This window comes from Rhodococcus sp. G6(2025) (genome assembly GCF_058628105.1).
Map to the genome: position 1 here is coordinate 110,578 of NZ_CP179752.1, position 15,805 is coordinate 126,382.

16 protein-coding genes are annotated in these 15,805 nt (G+C 64.4%); 10 read left to right on the top strand and 6 right to left on the bottom strand.

The genetic code is table 11. The annotated features are described in order from the left end of the window. Nucleotides 1-131: 131 nt before the first annotated feature. Both ACLIVD_RS41655 and ACLIVD_RS41660 read left to right on the top strand, forming a co-directional pair. The gene (locus tag ACLIVD_RS41655) at nt 132-1,001 is read left to right on the top strand and encodes a hypothetical protein (RefSeq protein ID WP_491933615.1); all 870 of its coding nucleotides are present in this window, start codon (nt 132-134) and stop codon (nt 999-1,001) included. Then, on the top strand, nt 962-1,144 hold the full coding sequence (locus ACLIVD_RS41660) for a hypothetical protein (protein WP_491933616.1): 183 nt from the start codon (nt 962-964) through the stop codon (nt 1,142-1,144). The genes ACLIVD_RS41655 and ACLIVD_RS41660 overlap by 40 nt, the downstream gene beginning before the upstream one ends. 174 nt (nt 1,145-1,318) lie before the next feature. Here ACLIVD_RS41660 and ACLIVD_RS41665 read toward each other — a convergent pair whose 3' ends face one another. Then, complete coding sequence (locus ACLIVD_RS41665; RefSeq protein ID WP_491933617.1) at nt 1,319-2,629, bottom strand: pentapeptide repeat-containing protein; 1,311 nt, start codon at nt 2,627-2,629, stop codon at nt 1,319-1,321. 438 nt (nt 2,630-3,067) lie between these two features. Here ACLIVD_RS41665 and ACLIVD_RS41670 point away from each other — a divergent pair, with 438 nt between their 5' ends. Both ACLIVD_RS41670 and ACLIVD_RS41675 read left to right on the top strand, forming a co-directional pair. After that, nucleotides 3,068-3,826 (top strand): hypothetical protein, encoded by a 759-nt coding sequence (locus tag ACLIVD_RS41670; RefSeq protein WP_491933618.1) that lies wholly within the window; start codon nt 3,068-3,070, stop codon nt 3,824-3,826. 164 nt (nt 3,827-3,990) lie between these two features. Continuing rightward, on the top strand, nt 3,991-4,239 hold the full coding sequence (locus ACLIVD_RS41675) for a hypothetical protein (RefSeq protein WP_491933619.1): 249 nt from the start codon (nt 3,991-3,993) through the stop codon (nt 4,237-4,239). A 77-nt stretch (nt 4,240-4,316) separates the two neighbouring features. Here ACLIVD_RS41675 and ACLIVD_RS41680 read toward each other — a convergent pair whose 3' ends face one another. The 3 genes from ACLIVD_RS41680 to ACLIVD_RS41690 form a co-directional block, all read right to left on the bottom strand. Continuing rightward, nucleotides 4,317-4,568 carry a hypothetical protein gene (locus ACLIVD_RS41680; RefSeq protein ID WP_491933620.1) on the bottom strand — a complete coding sequence of 84 codons (252 nt, stop codon included), beginning with the start codon at nt 4,566-4,568 and terminating at the stop codon, nt 4,317-4,319. A 1,882-nt stretch (nt 4,569-6,450) separates the two neighbouring features. Further along, nucleotides 6,451-6,942: a hypothetical protein gene (locus ACLIVD_RS41685; protein ID WP_491933621.1), complete on the bottom strand. Its 492-nt coding sequence runs from the start codon at nt 6,940-6,942 to the stop codon at nt 6,451-6,453. A gap of 384 nt (nt 6,943-7,326) precedes the next feature. Next, entirely contained in the window at nt 7,327-8,268 is a 942-nt protein-coding gene (locus tag ACLIVD_RS41690) for a phospholipase D family protein (RefSeq protein WP_491933622.1), read from the bottom strand. Nucleotides 8,269-8,754: 486 nt separating this feature from the next. Here ACLIVD_RS41690 and ACLIVD_RS41695 point away from each other — a divergent pair, with 486 nt between their 5' ends. From ACLIVD_RS41695 to ACLIVD_RS41710, 4 genes are all read left to right on the top strand, one after another. Further along, nucleotides 8,755-9,102 (top strand): histone-like nucleoid-structuring protein Lsr2, encoded by a 348-nt coding sequence (locus ACLIVD_RS41695; protein ID WP_491933623.1) that lies wholly within the window; start codon nt 8,755-8,757, stop codon nt 9,100-9,102. Nucleotides 9,103-9,444: 342 nt separating this feature from the next. Next, nucleotides 9,445-10,596 carry an ATP-binding protein gene (locus ACLIVD_RS41700; protein ID WP_491933624.1) on the top strand — a complete coding sequence of 384 codons (1,152 nt, stop codon included), beginning with the start codon at nt 9,445-9,447 and terminating at the stop codon, nt 10,594-10,596. A gap of 147 nt (nt 10,597-10,743) precedes the next feature. Further along, nucleotides 10,744-10,971: a hypothetical protein gene (locus tag ACLIVD_RS41705; protein WP_491933625.1), complete on the top strand. Its 228-nt coding sequence runs from the start codon at nt 10,744-10,746 to the stop codon at nt 10,969-10,971. A 108-nt stretch (nt 10,972-11,079) separates the two neighbouring features. Then, on the top strand, nt 11,080-11,268 hold the full coding sequence (locus ACLIVD_RS41710) for a hypothetical protein (RefSeq protein ID WP_283336645.1): 189 nt from the start codon (nt 11,080-11,082) through the stop codon (nt 11,266-11,268). Nucleotides 11,269-11,727: 459 nt separating this feature from the next. On the opposite strand, the gene ACLIVD_RS41715 is transcribed toward ACLIVD_RS41710, so the two are convergent. Further along, nucleotides 11,728-13,602, bottom strand: a complete 1,875-nt coding sequence (locus ACLIVD_RS41715) for an RNB domain-containing ribonuclease (protein WP_491933626.1) — start codon at nt 13,600-13,602, stop codon at nt 11,728-11,730. A 264-nt stretch (nt 13,603-13,866) separates the two neighbouring features. Here ACLIVD_RS41715 and ACLIVD_RS41720 point away from each other — a divergent pair, with 264 nt between their 5' ends. Next, nucleotides 13,867-14,142: a response regulator transcription factor gene (locus ACLIVD_RS41720; protein WP_491933627.1), complete on the top strand. Its 276-nt coding sequence runs from the start codon at nt 13,867-13,869 to the stop codon at nt 14,140-14,142. 217 nt (nt 14,143-14,359) lie between these two features. On the opposite strand, the gene ACLIVD_RS41725 is transcribed toward ACLIVD_RS41720, so the two are convergent. Continuing rightward, entirely contained in the window at nt 14,360-14,608 is a 249-nt protein-coding gene (locus tag ACLIVD_RS41725; protein WP_491933628.1) for a hypothetical protein, read from the bottom strand. Between the two features lie 498 nt (nt 14,609-15,106). Between ACLIVD_RS41725 and ACLIVD_RS41730 the strand changes: the two genes are divergently transcribed. After that, nucleotides 15,107-15,784 carry a chymotrypsin family serine protease gene (locus ACLIVD_RS41730; protein ID WP_491933629.1) on the top strand — a complete coding sequence of 226 codons (678 nt, stop codon included), beginning with the start codon at nt 15,107-15,109 and terminating at the stop codon, nt 15,782-15,784. Nucleotides 15,785-15,805: the final 21 nt, after the last annotated feature.

A 15,805-nucleotide genomic window follows, 5' to 3' on the forward strand; every position in this document is an offset into this window, starting at 1 on the left:
CTCGGTGGTGAACGACGCCTCACCGATGTCCTCCCACTCATCGAGCAACGAGTCCGTGATAGGAGGAGCCAACGAGATGCGGGCGAGCGACGCTCCCGTATGGGTCGTGGGTGGCGGAAAGACCGCGATGGATGCCGCTGACACTGATCACGGAATACCCCGGTCGCGAAGTGAACCTTGTCGCAGGTTCAGGAACATTCTTTTCGAACCGCGACCGTCTATTCCCTGTCGGCGGCCGACGATGGTGGGGCGGCGCAATGGTCACCGGCATTTTCATAGAACTGGGTCGGCGCTTCGACGGGACAAACGAGACCGATGTCGCGACCTGGTTACGCGATACCTACGGCACCTGGTTGACCCCTACTACAGGAAACTACCTGCTGGGCTTGCTATCCGAGTCGGAGAACAAGACGATCGCCACCGGCCTGAACGAGGTGATCATGGATCACGTCGTGGATGCCGTCGACCGCAACGGCGAGACCGACTTGGTATTCGGCAGCGGATCAGCGAAGACGATCCAACCGGGCAGCTGGATGGTGAACTGCACCGGATACATGCTGCGCGGCGACCACCCCTACGAGCCCTACGTGTTCGACACCGGTGCGGTCGTCACGGTGCAGCCGCGCTCTGCCACACTCCATCTGACCTCATACATGGGTTACTTCTTGACCCACCTACTGTTCTTGGACAAGCTCAGGGACATCCCGCTGTATGAACTCGACGCGCCGGATCTACGGAAGAAGCCGAATGCGGTATTTCCGTACACGCTCGGATCGCTCGCCATGCACAATCTCAGCAGCGGTGCTCCGGTGCGCGTACCAGGCCCTCGAACCCGGAGCGGGAGCGGCCATCACCCGGTCCGCCAGGCGTTCGAGCAGCATTCCGCCTTCTGCTCAGCAGTTCCGCCGCATGGGCAATCGCCGAACTCTGTCACCACCCGGCCCAGCAGAAAGGTCCACCCATGGCAGTGGCAGCACTCATTGCAATCCGGGCGCTACTGATCTGGGCATTCGGATCTCCCGGCCCGCCTCGTCGGCGCCCCAGCATCTTCGAAGGATTGCTCCGCATCGGATTCACCGGCGCCGGCCCCCTCCCGGTCGCGATCCTCGCTACCGGAATCGCCGCATGGCTCCTCGGACAGTGACTCTGGGCATACAAACACAAAACCTGGCGCACCCGACTCGCCCTCACCGCCTACAGCCTCCCAGGACTCCACCACCTCGCACCCATCGGAACCAACCGCGCCCCGCACTCCACCGTCAAGTCGCCATCCCAGCGATGACCGTCCAGGTCGCACGCCCACGAACACGGAGCGGATCTAGGGAGGGCAGGGGTCGAACTTCCACTTGTCGCCCTCATGGATCATTCTTTCGGGGGCCGGACCAGATGATTCAGTCGCCGAAGCGGTCCACAGGACCGTAGCGGCAATTCCGCCAAGACCGGTTTCCAGGGCCCCCACCGTGTATTTCGGCGCATCAGAGTCTAATTCGCCGACACGTGCGGCCACGTCGTCGATCCACTTCGGGAGGCCATCCCACTGAGCACATCTGGCAGAGAGGGCTAGCCTGGCAGCCCCTTCTCTATCGCCGTTCTCAAGGTGGTCGACAACACTCTGCACGTCCCTCTCAAGGGTCTTACGCGTGGGGCAACTTCTATCTCGTGCGGGTGGTGGGGTGAAACCGAGTGGCCACACCGTGGTGTCGTCGTAGCAGATGTCAGTGAGATTGGTGCCGTCTAGGTTTGCGTCGGGTAAGAACAAATGGCTCAGTCTGGTGCGGTCGAATGCCGTGCTTCCTAGGATTGCACCGTTCAGACGGGCGCCAGTAAGGTCCGCGCCGGACAAGTCGGCGCCTCTGAGATCGGCGTTCCACAGAGTCGCACCGCGCAGATCGACGCACCAGGTGTGGACCGGATTCTCCCAATTACTCGGGTTCGATTCCTCTTCGCAATCAAATTGCGCCTCTTGAGCATTCACCGATCCCAATTTTGTCTCACGCATGTTTGCTCCGCCGAGGTCAGCGCCGATAAGTGTTGCTTTCCACATGTCGGCGCCCTGGAAGCTTGCGCGGTGAAGGTCCGCACCGATCAGCTTCGTCAGCCTTAACTTCGTGTCAGTGTCTTTATCGCACTCGCGATCCCCGTGGTGGGCATCATCTACCGGTAGAGGGCAACCCAGCTCCGCTTTCGTGAGGTCCACACCATTGAGCGAGGCTCCGTCGAGCGTTGCGCCAATCAGGGTGGATCCCTGCATCTGCGCACCATCGAGATCAGCCAACGTGAGATCCGCTCCGCTCAGGACCGCGTTTCGAAGAATGGCGTTACCAAGATCCGACTCGATCAGAATCGCGCCAGGAAGTGCAATCCCTGCCAGGTTCATACCCTGCATCGCAGTGTAAGACCGGTCAAAAGGTGGAGCTGGCGGTGCCATGTCGGATCCAGCAGGTGCCGATCCTGATTGGCTTTCTTTGGTGGCTTCTCGAAATGATTGTTCCGCCTCTACGCGGTTACTCGCCCTCTCCCGGCCGTCGTTGACATAGCTTTGGAACGAAAAAATCAGCAATCCCACTATGACGACGAATACACCATCTTTGAACCACCAAGCGGGCGGCGGGCCCACCTGCTTCGGCACCCACGTGGATGGCTTCCGCCATGAGAACACCCTCGGCGGAACCGCAAGAGGTGCCGCCGAAGGTTCCTGATCCGCGCCCGACGGCGGTCCCGTCATAGAACTCATGATCCTCGCTCGGATGGACCGTTCGTTGGCATTCGGCAAAATAACAGGACCGGCCGGTTTCAAGTCAGGATCGTGGGGTAGGCCGTGCGTAAGTAGCCCAAGGTTTGGATCGCCATGCCAGCTCAGCCGCCTCAACAGCCACATGAACCAGTCCCACCCCCGGGAGGTCAGTATCCGCAGGGTGGGCCGCCGCCGGGGTACTCGGGTGGGCCGCCGCCGGGGTACTCGGGTGGGCCGCCGCCGGGGTGGTATCCGCAGGGTGGCTATCAGGGCGATGACGAGCAGCGACCAAAAAAAGAAAAGCGAAAATTATGGTTGAGGCCACTATTTTGGATGGCGGGAATCATTGTCACGGCATTGGGCGTAGTAATCACGGGAATTTTCGTTCGTATTTTCGAAGGACTTCCACCGGAGATGGGCGACCCAGTAGACATCCTAAACGTCGAAACTTATTGGTCTCCGAAAACTGGTCATTCCGTTGCCTTGCCTGACCAGCCGCAGCTTACAAACACGCAGATCGCGCAGCTCAACGAAATTAATGGGGAAGAGGCGAAAGCGGACTGGTTGGTTGAGCATGGGGGCGCAGCATTGGAGACTGTATACATTCGTCTCACGGTCGCCGGGAACCGTGAGAACGCAGTGCGAATCCTTGATATTCGACCGATCTCAGACTGTGATTCCTCCTACGATGGAGCTCTATTCCTGCAACCCCCATCGGGTGCGGAGCGATCGACCTTGCTCAACTTCAACTTGGATGATCAACCCGACCCCGAGGCGACGTATCGGAACGAATCAAATGATGTAGTCGCCTTCTTTCCCGAAAATACAGTCTCTCTCACGGCGGATGAGCAGCATGTTTTCAACGTTTCTGCGACGACCAGAAAATTCGCATGTGATTTTGATTTGGAATTTACGATATTGGAGGGGGACAGGGTATTCGAGAAGACGGTATCGGATGGCGAGAAACCATTTCAGGTAACTGCACGAACGAACTATTCGCTCTATCGCGATGTATACCCTGGAGGGGTGATCTGCGGGAAGTTCGTTCGCGCGCCTGAGTCGTATTCAGTCGGCGATTCGTGTCCCCGGTAAAAGGTATCCGACTCCGAGCGAGTCTCAGGGATCGTTAGGTCATCGGCGGCGCAGCCCGGTCGGATCGTTGTCGATCGCTCAGCCCCTTGGCAGCGCCTCGCATGAGGTTTCGTCGACGAGGTGTTTATGATCCAAACGGGTAGCCGAGCGGAAGGCGCAGACCGATGCCCGAGAAGAAGGATCACAGTCCGAAACCCGAACCCGGTCCACTCGGCGCGGGCGCGCGGGTACTGGTGCGCCGGCCGTCCGAACCGGCGCAGACCGGTCGGATCATCGAGGACTACGCCGAGCTGACCGACACGGAGGAGCGCGGGCACGCCTGGGCGCCGGTGCACCGGTGGGCTGTCGCCCTCGACGACGGGCGCCTGGTCTTCGCCGACACCGACGACCTCACCGCCGACCTGAGCACGTAAGGATCCGACGGGTAGACCGACCCGGCCGATGGAAGTACCAGCCAGAGACCGTGCCCCCGGGGACCGACTGAATTGGGTTACTTCACCGCCACGCTGCCGGTGAAGAAGAACGGCGCCGTGCCGCCGAAGCAGAAGACGGTCGCGTTTCCCTTCGCGAAAACGCTGAGCTTTTCCGCAACCCCGGGCCCGAAGGCACCGGTCTTGACGTTGAAGCCCGAGTCGAATCCGAAGCAGGTCCAGCTCTCACCGGCGGGGCCCTCACCGTCACTTCCCCGGTCCCCGGCGCTCAGCGCCGGTACCGCGGCGGCGGTACCGCCCGCGAAGACCATCGCAGGGGCGATGACCGCCGACGCGATGGCGGTGCGTACCGCGATCTTCTACTTCACGATGCTCACCTCGTTCTGAGAGTCCCCGACTCTTGCAGCGAACGGGTGGCGAAACAGCCCCACAGCATTTGGGTGCCGATTCGGGCACCTGTTCTTGTGAACGCGTCAGCATTGCCCCGATAAACAGCAGGTGAAATGACGGCGACTGCTGACGGTGTCGGGCCGTGCGATTCGTCAGCTGGTCGGACGCGATCGCATACGATCCGCGGACGCAGAGGCTTCCCGCGGATGTGCGCCGTGGACAGCTCATCGAGGCCGCGCTCGTGCTCGCCGCGCGACAGGGTGTCACCGCGCTGACTGTCCGCCGCGTGGCTGAGGACGCCGGTGTGTCGCTCGAAGTGGTGCACGACGACGGTCGAGGACCAGGAGGAACTCCTCGCCGAGATGGCGGACAGCCTGATCCCCGCCAACAGAGAGTCGATGCGCGCGGCGTTCACCCGCATTCTCGGAACCGCGGAAATGCGCGGCATCGAGGGACCTCGTGCACTTCTGCGTGCCGGAATCGGGGGCTGTGGTCCATCGTCTATCGGACCGCACCGACCACCACTCACATCGCCGACGGGCGATGAACAGGAAGGACACTCACCAGATGGCTAACCCACATCGAGCGACCCCCGATCAGGTCATCGATCTGATCAAGGCGGAAAACGGTACCGAGCTGTCGACTTGGACTCCATCCGCGGAAGTTCGCTCACCTGCACCGGAAGGCCGGGCCACACTACGCCAGCGGAGCCCCTGCACGGGGGAGTGGCGATGGCACAGGCACGGGTGGACGCATGAGGTTGCGGCAGCCCTACGTGTAACCCGCCCGACAGATTCCGTTGATCCGCACGTGTAGGTCCGAGAGTGCTTCTGCAGTTTCATCGTCGGTCGTCGGTCGTGGGCGACCGACGGGGCGGCGTGGACGACCCGCTCGAATTACATCACTGTGACGAAAGTGACGAGGGTTGTCTCCTGCGTTGGGATCGTGTGGTGAAAGCCGGTTAGCGCCGTTAAGGAGGTTCCTCGAAGGATTCCGTCGGCGGCCGCTCACATCAGGGTGCTGTATACGACTCTGATCGGCGGCATTTGGCGCGCTGCAACTCTAGCTAGAGTAGCTAGCATAGCTACCATTAATGTGTCGTACGGAGCACTCGAAAGTCGTTTTCGTGGTGAGTAAGGCCGTGGTGTAACTGGTCGATGCCAGATCGTGTCCGTCGATGCGGCCGAGAACATCAGTGGCGCGGTCGAGTGCGACCGGTTTCAGGGGCGAGGACGTCAGCGAGTTCCGCGAAATCCTCAACACATCGTGGAGGTGGGGCGGGGTCGTGAGCATCGCTACTCCGGTGGCCGCATCGGCGCCGAGATCGTGCGAAACCCACGGCGTCCGCTGCTCCGGGATTGCAGATCCCGGGGGTCGGCGACGGACCGAGCGGCGCCGACTGAGGTCTGCCGTGGTCGGTGCCGAGCCAGTGTTCGGGTGTATGAATGTTGTCAGGACCGGTGTCCGGGACTCTGCTTCGTCGGCGGGCTGTGCCATCCTGGTGCCACGGTTCGGATTCGGTGACGTCGCGAGGGGACTGTGCAAGTGATCCAATCCAGCGGACACAATGGGTGGGCGGTGCGGTGCGATCTGTGTGAGCACCGATTCGATGCCGCGGTCGCCGGACAAACAGCGGCGGTGGCCTTCGCCCGGATCAACGGGTGGGTCGTCGGCGAGACCACCCGATGCCCGATGTGCGCGACTGCCCGAGTCGGCTAAGTGCGGCGCGGTACGGGGCAGTTCCTTAACCAGGAACGTCAACAGCCGCTGAACATTCGGCTCGGCGATCACAGTCGGACACCGTCACCGACGGGCATCGGACCCGAAGGTGGTGGGGAAGGGGCTGGGGCCGAGCGTGAGGGTGACCGAGGTGGGGTGGAGTCCGACCTGGGGCCAGCTGGTGGTGACGGTCAGCGATCCGGTGGTCGGATAGGTGCTGATCCAGTACTGCGGCGTGGTTCGGTACGGCCCGGATCCCTTCGAGTCGGTATCGGGGACCGGGTGGAACGGATCGGCGAGCCCGCCGAGGTCATCGGCAATGATGCGCACGGCCAGATAGGACCACTGCGCAGACCAGTCGTGGGGGTCGGTCAGGGGCCGGGTTTCGTAGCGCACGAAGTCGGCGCGGACACCGGTGACGTACAGCGCGAACCGCAGCAACAGTCCGGACGCGAACGCGGTCGCGGCGGACAGTTCGAGGGTCAGGTCGTTCTCGGCCACGACCGGCATGCCCGCGTGCACGGTGATCCCTCCGGTGGTGGGCGGCGCGAGGGCCGGCCAACGATGGCGGCGCATGCTTCATCGTCGCATCACTCGGCCACACGGTGTCTGTGAATTTCCTGAGAGTCCCTCCCGGCCAGAACGATTCGAGTACAGACCTACAGTCCGGTAACTGAGTCAGGGTGCCGGCCCCAGTGGAAGTGTGCTGTCGTCGAGGGGAGCTGTGCTGCTCGGGGTCCACCGCGGCACGACGAACGCTGGACGGGGGTGACACCGCGCCACCACCGGAACACGCACGGCGGGCGGGGCATGCAGGCAGTGTCAGAGGGCGGCGGTGATCATGCCGCACTCGAGTCGCGCGCAATGTGTCGCGGTATCTAGCGCTGTCTAGCGTTTCATCGGTCGGGTTCGTCGGTTCTGTGCAGCTGACTTTCGCCCTGACACAGGCTCGGGGAGGGCTCAGAGGTCCCACAGTTCCAGCAGCGCGGTCCGGAGGGTGGGGGAGCGGACGTAGTGGTCGGTCCGTAGCCGTGAGCCAGGGTGCCCGAGGTCGGTGAGCGCGTTCTCGGCGTCGGTGAGGGGCAGGGGTGGCAGGTCGGTGCGGGTGCGCAGGAAGAACAGCACCGCTCCGCCCGATCGAGGGATCCGCATCGGATCGGAGATCACAATGGCCGGCGGGTGGATCCACTCGTCGTCGGAGACGAAGACGATCACGTCGTCACGCCGAACGGTGCTGGGTTTGTCGAGGCGGAGCGATTCGAGCTGGTACTTCACCGCCGGACCGCCGGCTGTGGAGTGCCGGCCGCGCTTGTTGTCGAGGACCTGTTGTTCGGTGTGGGTGGGTTCGTAGTCGATGGCGTGTTTGACGAACATCCGGGTGACCGGTGCGGGCAGGAAGTCTGTCTCGATGCGGACGCGGCCAGTGACCCCGGGCAGTGGGACGGCGCGGCCGATCTCCCATTGCCGGAGTGCGTCGTCGAGGAACACCTCATCGACTTCGGTGATCTCGTCGAGGCTGTCGATGAACTTCCGCACGGAGGCGATGATGTCGGGGTCGTCGGTGATGATCACGGCGTCGTCGGCGAGGGTGGAGTTTTCGGACGCGTTCGCCGACCCGATCACGGCCCGGGTGTTGGTCGCGATCACCTTGGCGTGCAGGGTCGGTGACGACAGCACCCGTACCCCCTTGTTCACGTAGTACGCGAGGGCGGCGGGGGAGGTGGCGTGCGCCCGGATCGCGGCCTTGGAGGCGTTGACGACCAACAGGTCCCCGGCGCGCAGCGGGAGCAGCTCGGGTGCGTCCTGTCCGAGGTAGCCGATCGCGGCGTACCGGGCGCCCCGGGTGCGGATCGCGCGGGTGATGTGTGGCCACGGGCTCGGCCCGTGGAAGGTGGTCCCCATACCGACAGACGGTAACCGCCCGCCCGGCCCGGGCGGGCGATGGTCCCTGGCCCCTGCCCGCTCAGGATCGGAGGCCGATGCTGTGCGGCAGCTCGGTAGAGTGATGTTTGCCCGGTGGAGACGCCGGCAACACGCACGCCGAATGTGTTGATGGTTTGGTCACCAGAGGATGCACGTTCGCCGTGGTACCCATCCGTGAGTGGGTCCGGGCGTGGCAGATGGGGTCCTAGGGCTCGTCTGCCACGCTTCGTCGTATCCACAGGTGTGGGCCGAGTCGGGGATCCGATCGGGGGTTGGCGTACACCATCAACCCGGACGCGCCGGGCGACCCCGCTGGACCCCGAGGCCGACATCAGCACCACCCCGCCGCCAAGCCCGCCGGCGAGATCTAGGCCTTGGGGAGCCCGAGTCGCCGCGGAGCGTGCGGTGGGTGCCGGGCGCAAAACAGTACCCTGTCTGTACCGAGAACATCGAGGAGTGGAATCTGTGGCACGCAAGGTCGTGGTAGAGCTGGTCGACGACATCGACGGGACCGAGTTCGGTGCGGACGGCGAGAGCATCGGCTACACATTCGACGGAGTCGAGTACCAGATCGATCTGAAAGACGAGCACGCCAAGGAGTTCCGCGAGACGCTCGAGTACTACATCGCCCACTCCACTCGCATCGGCGGCCGCAAACACCGCTCGGACCGGCCGGTCAACCCCGGAGCCGCGAAGCGGCAGCCAGGTGAAATGAAGAAGATCCGCGCCTGGGCGATCGAGCAGGGCTACGAGCTCGCCTCCCGCGGCCGCATCTCCGGGGAGATCGAGCAAGCCTTCCGCGACGCTCACTGACATGCCTCGTCCAGCCCGGTGGCAGGACGTTTTCGCGGCCGCAGGGGCGGCGAAACTCCCCGGCGGCGGCGGCGGCGGCGACCTGACCTGACCGTCCCGGCTGATGACAGGTCGCCCGTCGGCGTCGTGGGCTCGGGGATCCGAGTGCCGCTGCTGACCGGCTGCGCGCCCCCAGTCTCGGATGGCGCCATGTTCGAGTTGATGTACGCGATAGCGTCGGGACCTGGACCGATGGTCGAGGACGCCGAGTTCACCGCGCGCGGGTGAGCCGGAGCGGGATCGGAAACGCTACCCAACCCTAAAGAAGCTAAAAAAGACTAAAAACACTAAAAGAAGCTAAAGGTGCTGGTAGCGTCCTGCTTCATGAGGAATCCGTTCACCCCGTCGTTCGGGGCGCCGCCCCCATCCCTGGTGGGCCGCGCCGACCTCGTCGCAGACTTCGGCGACGCCCTCGACGACGGTCCCGGCGCTCCCGGTCGCGCGACGATCTACACCGGGGCGCGTGGGGTCGGGAAGACGGTCATGCTCAACGAAGCGGAGGCACAGGCCCGCAGCCGTGGCTGGCTCGTCGTATCCGAGACCGCCACACCCGGATTGGTCGACCGGCTCACCGGAGAACACCTGCCCCGGCTGCTCCGCGAACACGGCGAAAACGGGGGAACGAAGCGACGCCTCTCGGGGATCACTGCCGCCGGGATCGGGGGTGTCAACTGGACCACCACCGACTCACCGCCGCCGGCGGTGAGCCTGCGTCACCAAATCGAAGAACTCACCGACGCCCTTGCCGAACACGAAACCGGCCTGTTGATCACCGTCGACGAGATCCACCGCAAACTCACCGACGACCTGCGTGCACTCGGCGCGATCGTCCAGCACGCCTTCCGCGAAGAGCGGGAACTGGCCTTCGTCGCCGCCGGCCTGCCCGCCTCGATCAGCGACCTCCTCAACGACGACGTCCTGACCTTCCTACGACGCGCCGACCGACATTCCCTGGGCGCCGTGCCCCTCGACGAGGTCGCCCAGGCCATCCGTGAGCCGATCGAGGGAACCGGACGCTCGATCACCGACGCCGACTGCCGCACCGCAGCGGAGGCCACGAACGGCTATCCGTTCCTGATTCAACTTGTCGGATACCACATCTGGAGGCAGAACCGGACCGAGTCGGTGGTCTCAACCGGCGATGTCACAGTCGGTGTTGCCGCGGCGCGTCGCCGGATCGGATCGTTGGTCCTCGAGCCCAGCCTCGCGGGGATCTCCGATGTCGATCGCAGCTTCCTCGTCGCGATGTCGCAGGACGACGGCCCGAGCCGGATCGGTCAGATCGCCGTCCGGCTCGGCGTCGACGGAACCTATGCGAGCCAGTATCGGTTGCGTCTGATCGACGCCGAGCTGATTACGTCGGTCGGTCACGGGATGCTCGACTTCACCATGCCGTATCTGCGCGAGTATCTGCGCGAGCATGCCGCCGCACTGGGGCTGCCGAGGCATTCCTAAACTCTTAGGTGTCGTCGGCGTCGGACTTCTCTCAAGCGGGCGCGGGTCAACGCGGCAGATCTCGCGGCGGCCGTCGAGGCGACCACCACAACCGTCGGCCCGGCGCTCTTACGCTGTGAACATCACGACACCAGCGAGAGAAGGATCATGAGTTACGAAGCGATCTACGACGGGGTCCGTTATCCGCTCGCCGATGCAGCCGCCGCCCACGGCCTCGAGGAGGCTATCAGAGGCATCTTCGCAGACAACGGCAACGGCGGTTTCGTCGGCTTTGTCAGCCAGAATTCCACGGTGCGCCTCCTGATTACTTCGGCGACTCCGGTCGCGATTCGAGGCAGTGACGAGCCGAACCCGAGCGTCGTCTACCACTGGTAGCCCCGCCCGCAGCCGATGCCCCCTCGGGCCGCGACGGTGTGTCCGTCCTTGCCGAGGACGGGATGTCAGCGAGACTTTCGGCAACGATCCATCGTCAGCAAGGAGGGCATGGTGCCCAGCCTCATATTCAACGGCGTCACCTACGACATCAGCCACACCAGATTCGAGGCCACCCGCGAGCTGCTCGCACGGTTCGCCGAGGGACACACCACGGGAGTGGCCATGTCCCTCACCCATGGCGGCGCTCGACACCACCTGTACATCACGCCCGGGGTGCCCATCACACTGGTGGAATGACGAGTCCGACCGGATCGCCGTCTCCGGCTTCGCGAGGGAACCGCGGTGATCACGGAACCGTGCGGCCGCCCATCGGAACCGACCGCAGCAAGCGAGTGCATTCAGCCAAGGGGGGCACCGAATCCGGGGCGTCGGGGTCATGACGGTCTCCCCAGCTTGACGTGCCCGAGCAGTTCAACAATGCACGGGTACGGCAGAGGTAGTCCCCGTCGCAGGCGCACTCCCACCGCGGAGTGGGCGCGCGTCAGCACCTGGTTCTCGAGTCTGCACACCGAGTGCATCAATCGGGAACGAAGCCGAGACGTCGCAGTCGGTCTTCCCGCGGCGAGACACCTCATGTCGAGGTGTGTCCGGTGATGTCGCCACCAGTGGTGTCAATGCCCTCGGCCGCAACTGTCCGCACCAAATTCTGCGCGCAAACTACTGCGATAAACAACGGATAAAATCGACATCAAAGTCTCAGTGCTGCGCGAAGAGTGCCTCGACGAGCGCGGTGGCCGATGCGGTCTTCGCCGATGTCTTCGTGGTGTCGGTAGCGGTGGCGGTGTGGCCGGCGAGGTGCACGGTGGCGGTGAATTGGGGTGCGTGCGGGGGCCCGTCGGTGTGGAACTCCCACTCGGGCGGGGCCTGATTGTTGTTCTGGGCGAAGCTCATCAGCCAGGCGGTGGGGTTGGCGAGTGCCTTGGACTTCTTTGCCCCGTCCAGGTTCAGTGCGGCCGGAGCAGTCGTACAGTGCGGTTCCGCGGAAATGTCGGAATCGGGATCATGCCACGCCGGTGGGGGAGTCGCCGGCTCCGGAGGTTGCGGCGTGGTCGGCCAGTCCGGTTCCGTGTCGGGATGGTCGGTGCCGGTCAGCTGCGCGCGCACTGCCGCCCAGAGGGCGGCCTGTTCGGCCGGCTTCTTCGCGGTTGCGGTGGCCCACGGCCCGCGAATGCTGCGGTGGGTGGCGCGGGCGGCGAACAGTGGGTTGTGGTCGGCGCCATTGCGCCGGATCTCGAGGTCGGTGGGCGGTTGATCGGGGTGGGCTTGCCGCCACACCGACGCCACGCTGGGGCCCATCTCCGGATGGGTCTCGGCCAGGGTATCCAGGACGCGGAGTTGAAGGGGAAGCCAGCTGGGGTCGGCGTCGATCAGGACCGCGACGTCCGGGGCGGTCATCAGGTCGGCGTCGACGCGGCGCGCGAGCTCGGAGGCGAGTTCGGCCCGAAGCGGCCCGGCGGCCGCGGCTTTGAGCACCTTGTGGAAGGTGCGGGCATCGAGGGCGGTGAGATCGCGTGCGGCCTCTTGGGCGACGATGCGTTGGTCGGCGTGTTTGAAGTGATTCTTCTTCGCCTCCCGGGCGGCGCGGGTGCGCCGGTTCAGGTCGGCGCCGAGGGCGGCGAGCTGCTCGCCGGTGTAGGGGGCGGGGGAGTGGTCGAGGTGGGCGAAGATGATCCGCTGGTTGATCAGGTCGGCCACCCGCCGCAGCGGTGAGGTGACGTGAGTGTAGGCGCTCAACCGTAACCCGTAGTGACCGTGCACCGTCCGGTCGTACGTCGCGGCCCGCAGCGTCGACAGCAGCCGCCCCCGCAGTTTCGCGAACAGGTCCGGGTCCCCGGCCGCGGCGGCGATCTCATGCATCAGCTCGTCGGTGCTGCCGGCGACCGGGTTGGAGCGGTGGTTGCGGAACAGGATCGGTAACCCCCGCTCCACACACCACAACGCCACCGCCTCGTTGGTGGCGATCATCAGCTCCTGCACGATGACGTAGGCGACGGTCCGCATCTCGGCGGCGATCGCCACGATCGCCCCGTCCTCATTGGCTGCCCAGCCGCGGGTGAGGTCGTAGAACGCGAGGGCGCCGCCGTCACGCCTGACACCCAGAAGGACCTGCGCGGCAGCATCCGCCGCGGCCAACGGGGTGTGCAGCGGATGTGCCGGGTCGGTCAGGATGCCGGGCACCTCGGCGTGATCGACCGCCGCGCACCGCCCCGACGGGATCTGCCCTCGGCCGACGGTGACGTCGACCAACAGCCCGTCGGTGGTGATAGTGCCGGTGACCCGCAGACTGGTCCGCCGAGAGTCGGTGGTCAGGGTGGCGGCCTGTTCGGCAGTGTCGCCGAGCATCGGAATGGTGCGGCTGCGCAGGTACCGGGTCTCCGCCCGCAGGAACGCCTGCTCGTCAGCGACCGTCGCGAGACCGACGACGTCGGCGACCCCGGCGATGTGAACCTCCACCGCCCACCCGCGGCCGTCGGGGAGGGGGATGACGGAGAAGGCGTCGTCCCGATCCCGCGCAAACGTGGAGTCGATCATCAGCAGCGTCGACACGTCGGTGACTGTCGAAGATGTCATGGTCGCCGGTCCCCCTTGGTTCTACAGGCCTCCGACGATAACCAATTTCACCAGGGCGCGTCGGCGACGCGCCCCTGGAACATCACCTGCAGGTCCTTAAAACCGGCGTCAGGTACGGTTTGTTCACCGCGGTGAACAGCCGACAAAACCGACATGTCTCAGTGTCGCGGGCCCGCGTAGTGACCCATCCGGGTGGCGTGCCGCACCGAATCACACAGTGTGCGTCCTGCGGCAAGCGCTGCGGCTCGAGAAGGTGAGATCGGTATGACTTCTGTTCCTGCCCCCACATCCGGCGCTGTCGAGGGACCGCAACGGCGGCCCACGTTGACACCGCGCGAGCTGGAGATCCTCCGCCTGTGGCTGCGGAGTGAATCGAAGACCGTTGCCGCAGCCGACCTGGGAATCAGTCTGGGCACGATCAACACCCACCTGATCCGGATCCGCGCGAAGTACGCTGCCGCCGGGCGTCCCGTTGCCGACAAGTCCGGCTTGTTGATCCGGGCGCTGCAGGACGGATTGGTGTCTCTCGCTGAGCTCTGACGCGGCTGGTCCCTGCAAGCCCCAACGGGGCAGAGCGCTACAAAGGGACGTCCTGACGACCCTGGTTCACGGTGTTGTGGGGCGGTGGCCGGGAACTCTCAGTAGGGCTCTGGCGGCCGCGTCGCGACGACCGCGGACAACGAAGTTCCACCTGTTCGTCGTGCGGATCGGCTGGCGAGCGCGTGGTGTTTAGCAGGCTCTCGGGTTGTCAGGGTGTTTAGGATTGCTGAGGCACACTCTGGTCGTTGAGCCGTGCTGCTCGGGCATTCTCGTGGGCGACTATCGCTTCCTGCCAGTCATGATCGGTCGCCGCGGCGTGGGCGCGGGCGACTGGGGGTGGGACACCGAGCTGCGCGGCGATCTGCGCCCATGACATGCCCGCCGCGAGTGCCTCAGTCACCGCCCTGGTGAGGAGATCGTCGGTCCGGTCGCCACCGGAGATGGCAGCGTGACTGTCAGAGTCCACCGGAATTCCCGACCTGGCCCACTTGATGGGCGCGAATTGATTCTTTCATCCCCATGGAATTGATTCTTCCATCATCATGACTGTATCGGGGCGTCGAGGGATCGATGATCGGTCACCGATCGATGTCGTCAATCCGCATGCGGGTGGATCGGTGACCCCCACGCTAAGGTCAGAATCCTGATGATGGGCGCCCGGGCAACGGGTGATGGTGTCAGCGTTGGTGAGTACCTGGTCGGCGGTCGCGGGGAGTGCTCAGGGCCGGTGAGAAAGAAACAACCCGTCGACTCACCGAGGTACGTCGTCATGAGGTCGATGTCGGTCGCCACGCACTGTTGGTGATCATCGGGCCAGATAGGTGCGCGTTCATCCCCAGCACGCTGTCGCCGAACTGAGGGTCCGCGAGATCGAAATCTGCTCAGTGTGAGCTTTCGTCGTGTGGCGCGCGCCGTAGCAGGCGGGATAGGAGAATGCTTCCCAAAGAGGAGCGGGGAGAAAAGTGTGAAGATCATCTTGGTCGCGATTATTGCCGCGCTCGCAGTGATGCTCAGTGTCGCCCCGGCGGCGCAGGCGGGACCGACCATCCATGTCGGGCCGGGTACTGCCTACACCCCGTACCCGGATGCCGAGGGGTACTGCACGATCGGCGCGGTCGGCACCGACCACGCGGGCCGCTTGGTTGCGCTGACTGTCGGTCACTGCCACCAGGGCGCGGGCAAAGCCGTCTATAAGGTTGGTGACGCTGCCAACGGGCCGATCGGGTGGGAGACCGACGTGTACTCGCGCAACACGGACGGTACGTTCACGGCGCTCGATTATGCGGTGATCCGGCTGAACCCGGATGTTGTTGTGCCGAGCAAGTACAGCGACACCACTGACGTCGTCGTTTCGACTGTCGGCGATGCCTCGCTGTCGAACATGGGGTGCAACCACGGGGCAACCACCGGCAAGAATTGCGGGATCATCGGCAAGGTAGACGGTATTCACCTCCAGAACTGGGCGGTGATGTGGCAAGGCGATTCAGGTGGTCCGATCGTGGTGGGGGAGAAGCTCGTCGGTCTCAACATCGGCATGGACTTCGGAACCCAGCCGACGACGTTCTATGGGGCAATCACCCCGATTCTCGCGGATATCAATGCAAAAGGTAGCTATGGTGTTGGCTTCACGTTGGTGCAGTAACTACCGGTTCCACCGCATACC

Bases quoted from the DNA above. Each gene is read 5' to 3' on its own strand.
- ACLIVD_RS41655 (WP_491933615.1), top strand. From the start codon at position 132: ATGCCGCTGACACTGATCACGGAATACCCCGGTCGCGAAGTGAACCTT.
- ACLIVD_RS41660 (WP_491933616.1), top strand. From the start codon at position 962: ATGGCAGTGGCAGCACTCATTGCAATCCGGGCGCTACTGATCTGGGCA.
- ACLIVD_RS41670 (WP_491933618.1), top strand. From the start codon at position 3,068: ATGGCGGGAATCATTGTCACGGCATTGGGCGTAGTAATCACGGGAATT.
- ACLIVD_RS41675 (WP_491933619.1), top strand. From the start codon at position 3,991: ATGCCCGAGAAGAAGGATCACAGTCCGAAACCCGAACCCGGTCCACTC.
- ACLIVD_RS41680 (WP_491933620.1), bottom strand. From the start codon at position 4,568: ATGGTCTTCGCGGGCGGTACCGCCGCCGCGGTACCGGCGCTGAGCGCC.
- ACLIVD_RS41685 (WP_491933621.1), bottom strand. From the start codon at position 6,942: ATGCGCCGCCATCGTTGGCCGGCCCTCGCGCCGCCCACCACCGGAGGG.
- ACLIVD_RS41690 (WP_491933622.1), bottom strand. From the start codon at position 8,268: ATGGGGACCACCTTCCACGGGCCGAGCCCGTGGCCACACATCACCCGC.
- ACLIVD_RS41705 (WP_491933625.1), top strand. From the start codon at position 10,744: ATGAGTTACGAAGCGATCTACGACGGGGTCCGTTATCCGCTCGCCGAT.
- ACLIVD_RS41710 (WP_283336645.1), top strand. From the start codon at position 11,080: ATGGTGCCCAGCCTCATATTCAACGGCGTCACCTACGACATCAGCCAC.
- ACLIVD_RS41715 (WP_491933626.1), bottom strand. From the start codon at position 13,602: ATGACATCTTCGACAGTCACCGACGTGTCGACGCTGCTGATGATCGAC.
- ACLIVD_RS41720 (WP_491933627.1), top strand. From the start codon at position 13,867: ATGACTTCTGTTCCTGCCCCCACATCCGGCGCTGTCGAGGGACCGCAA.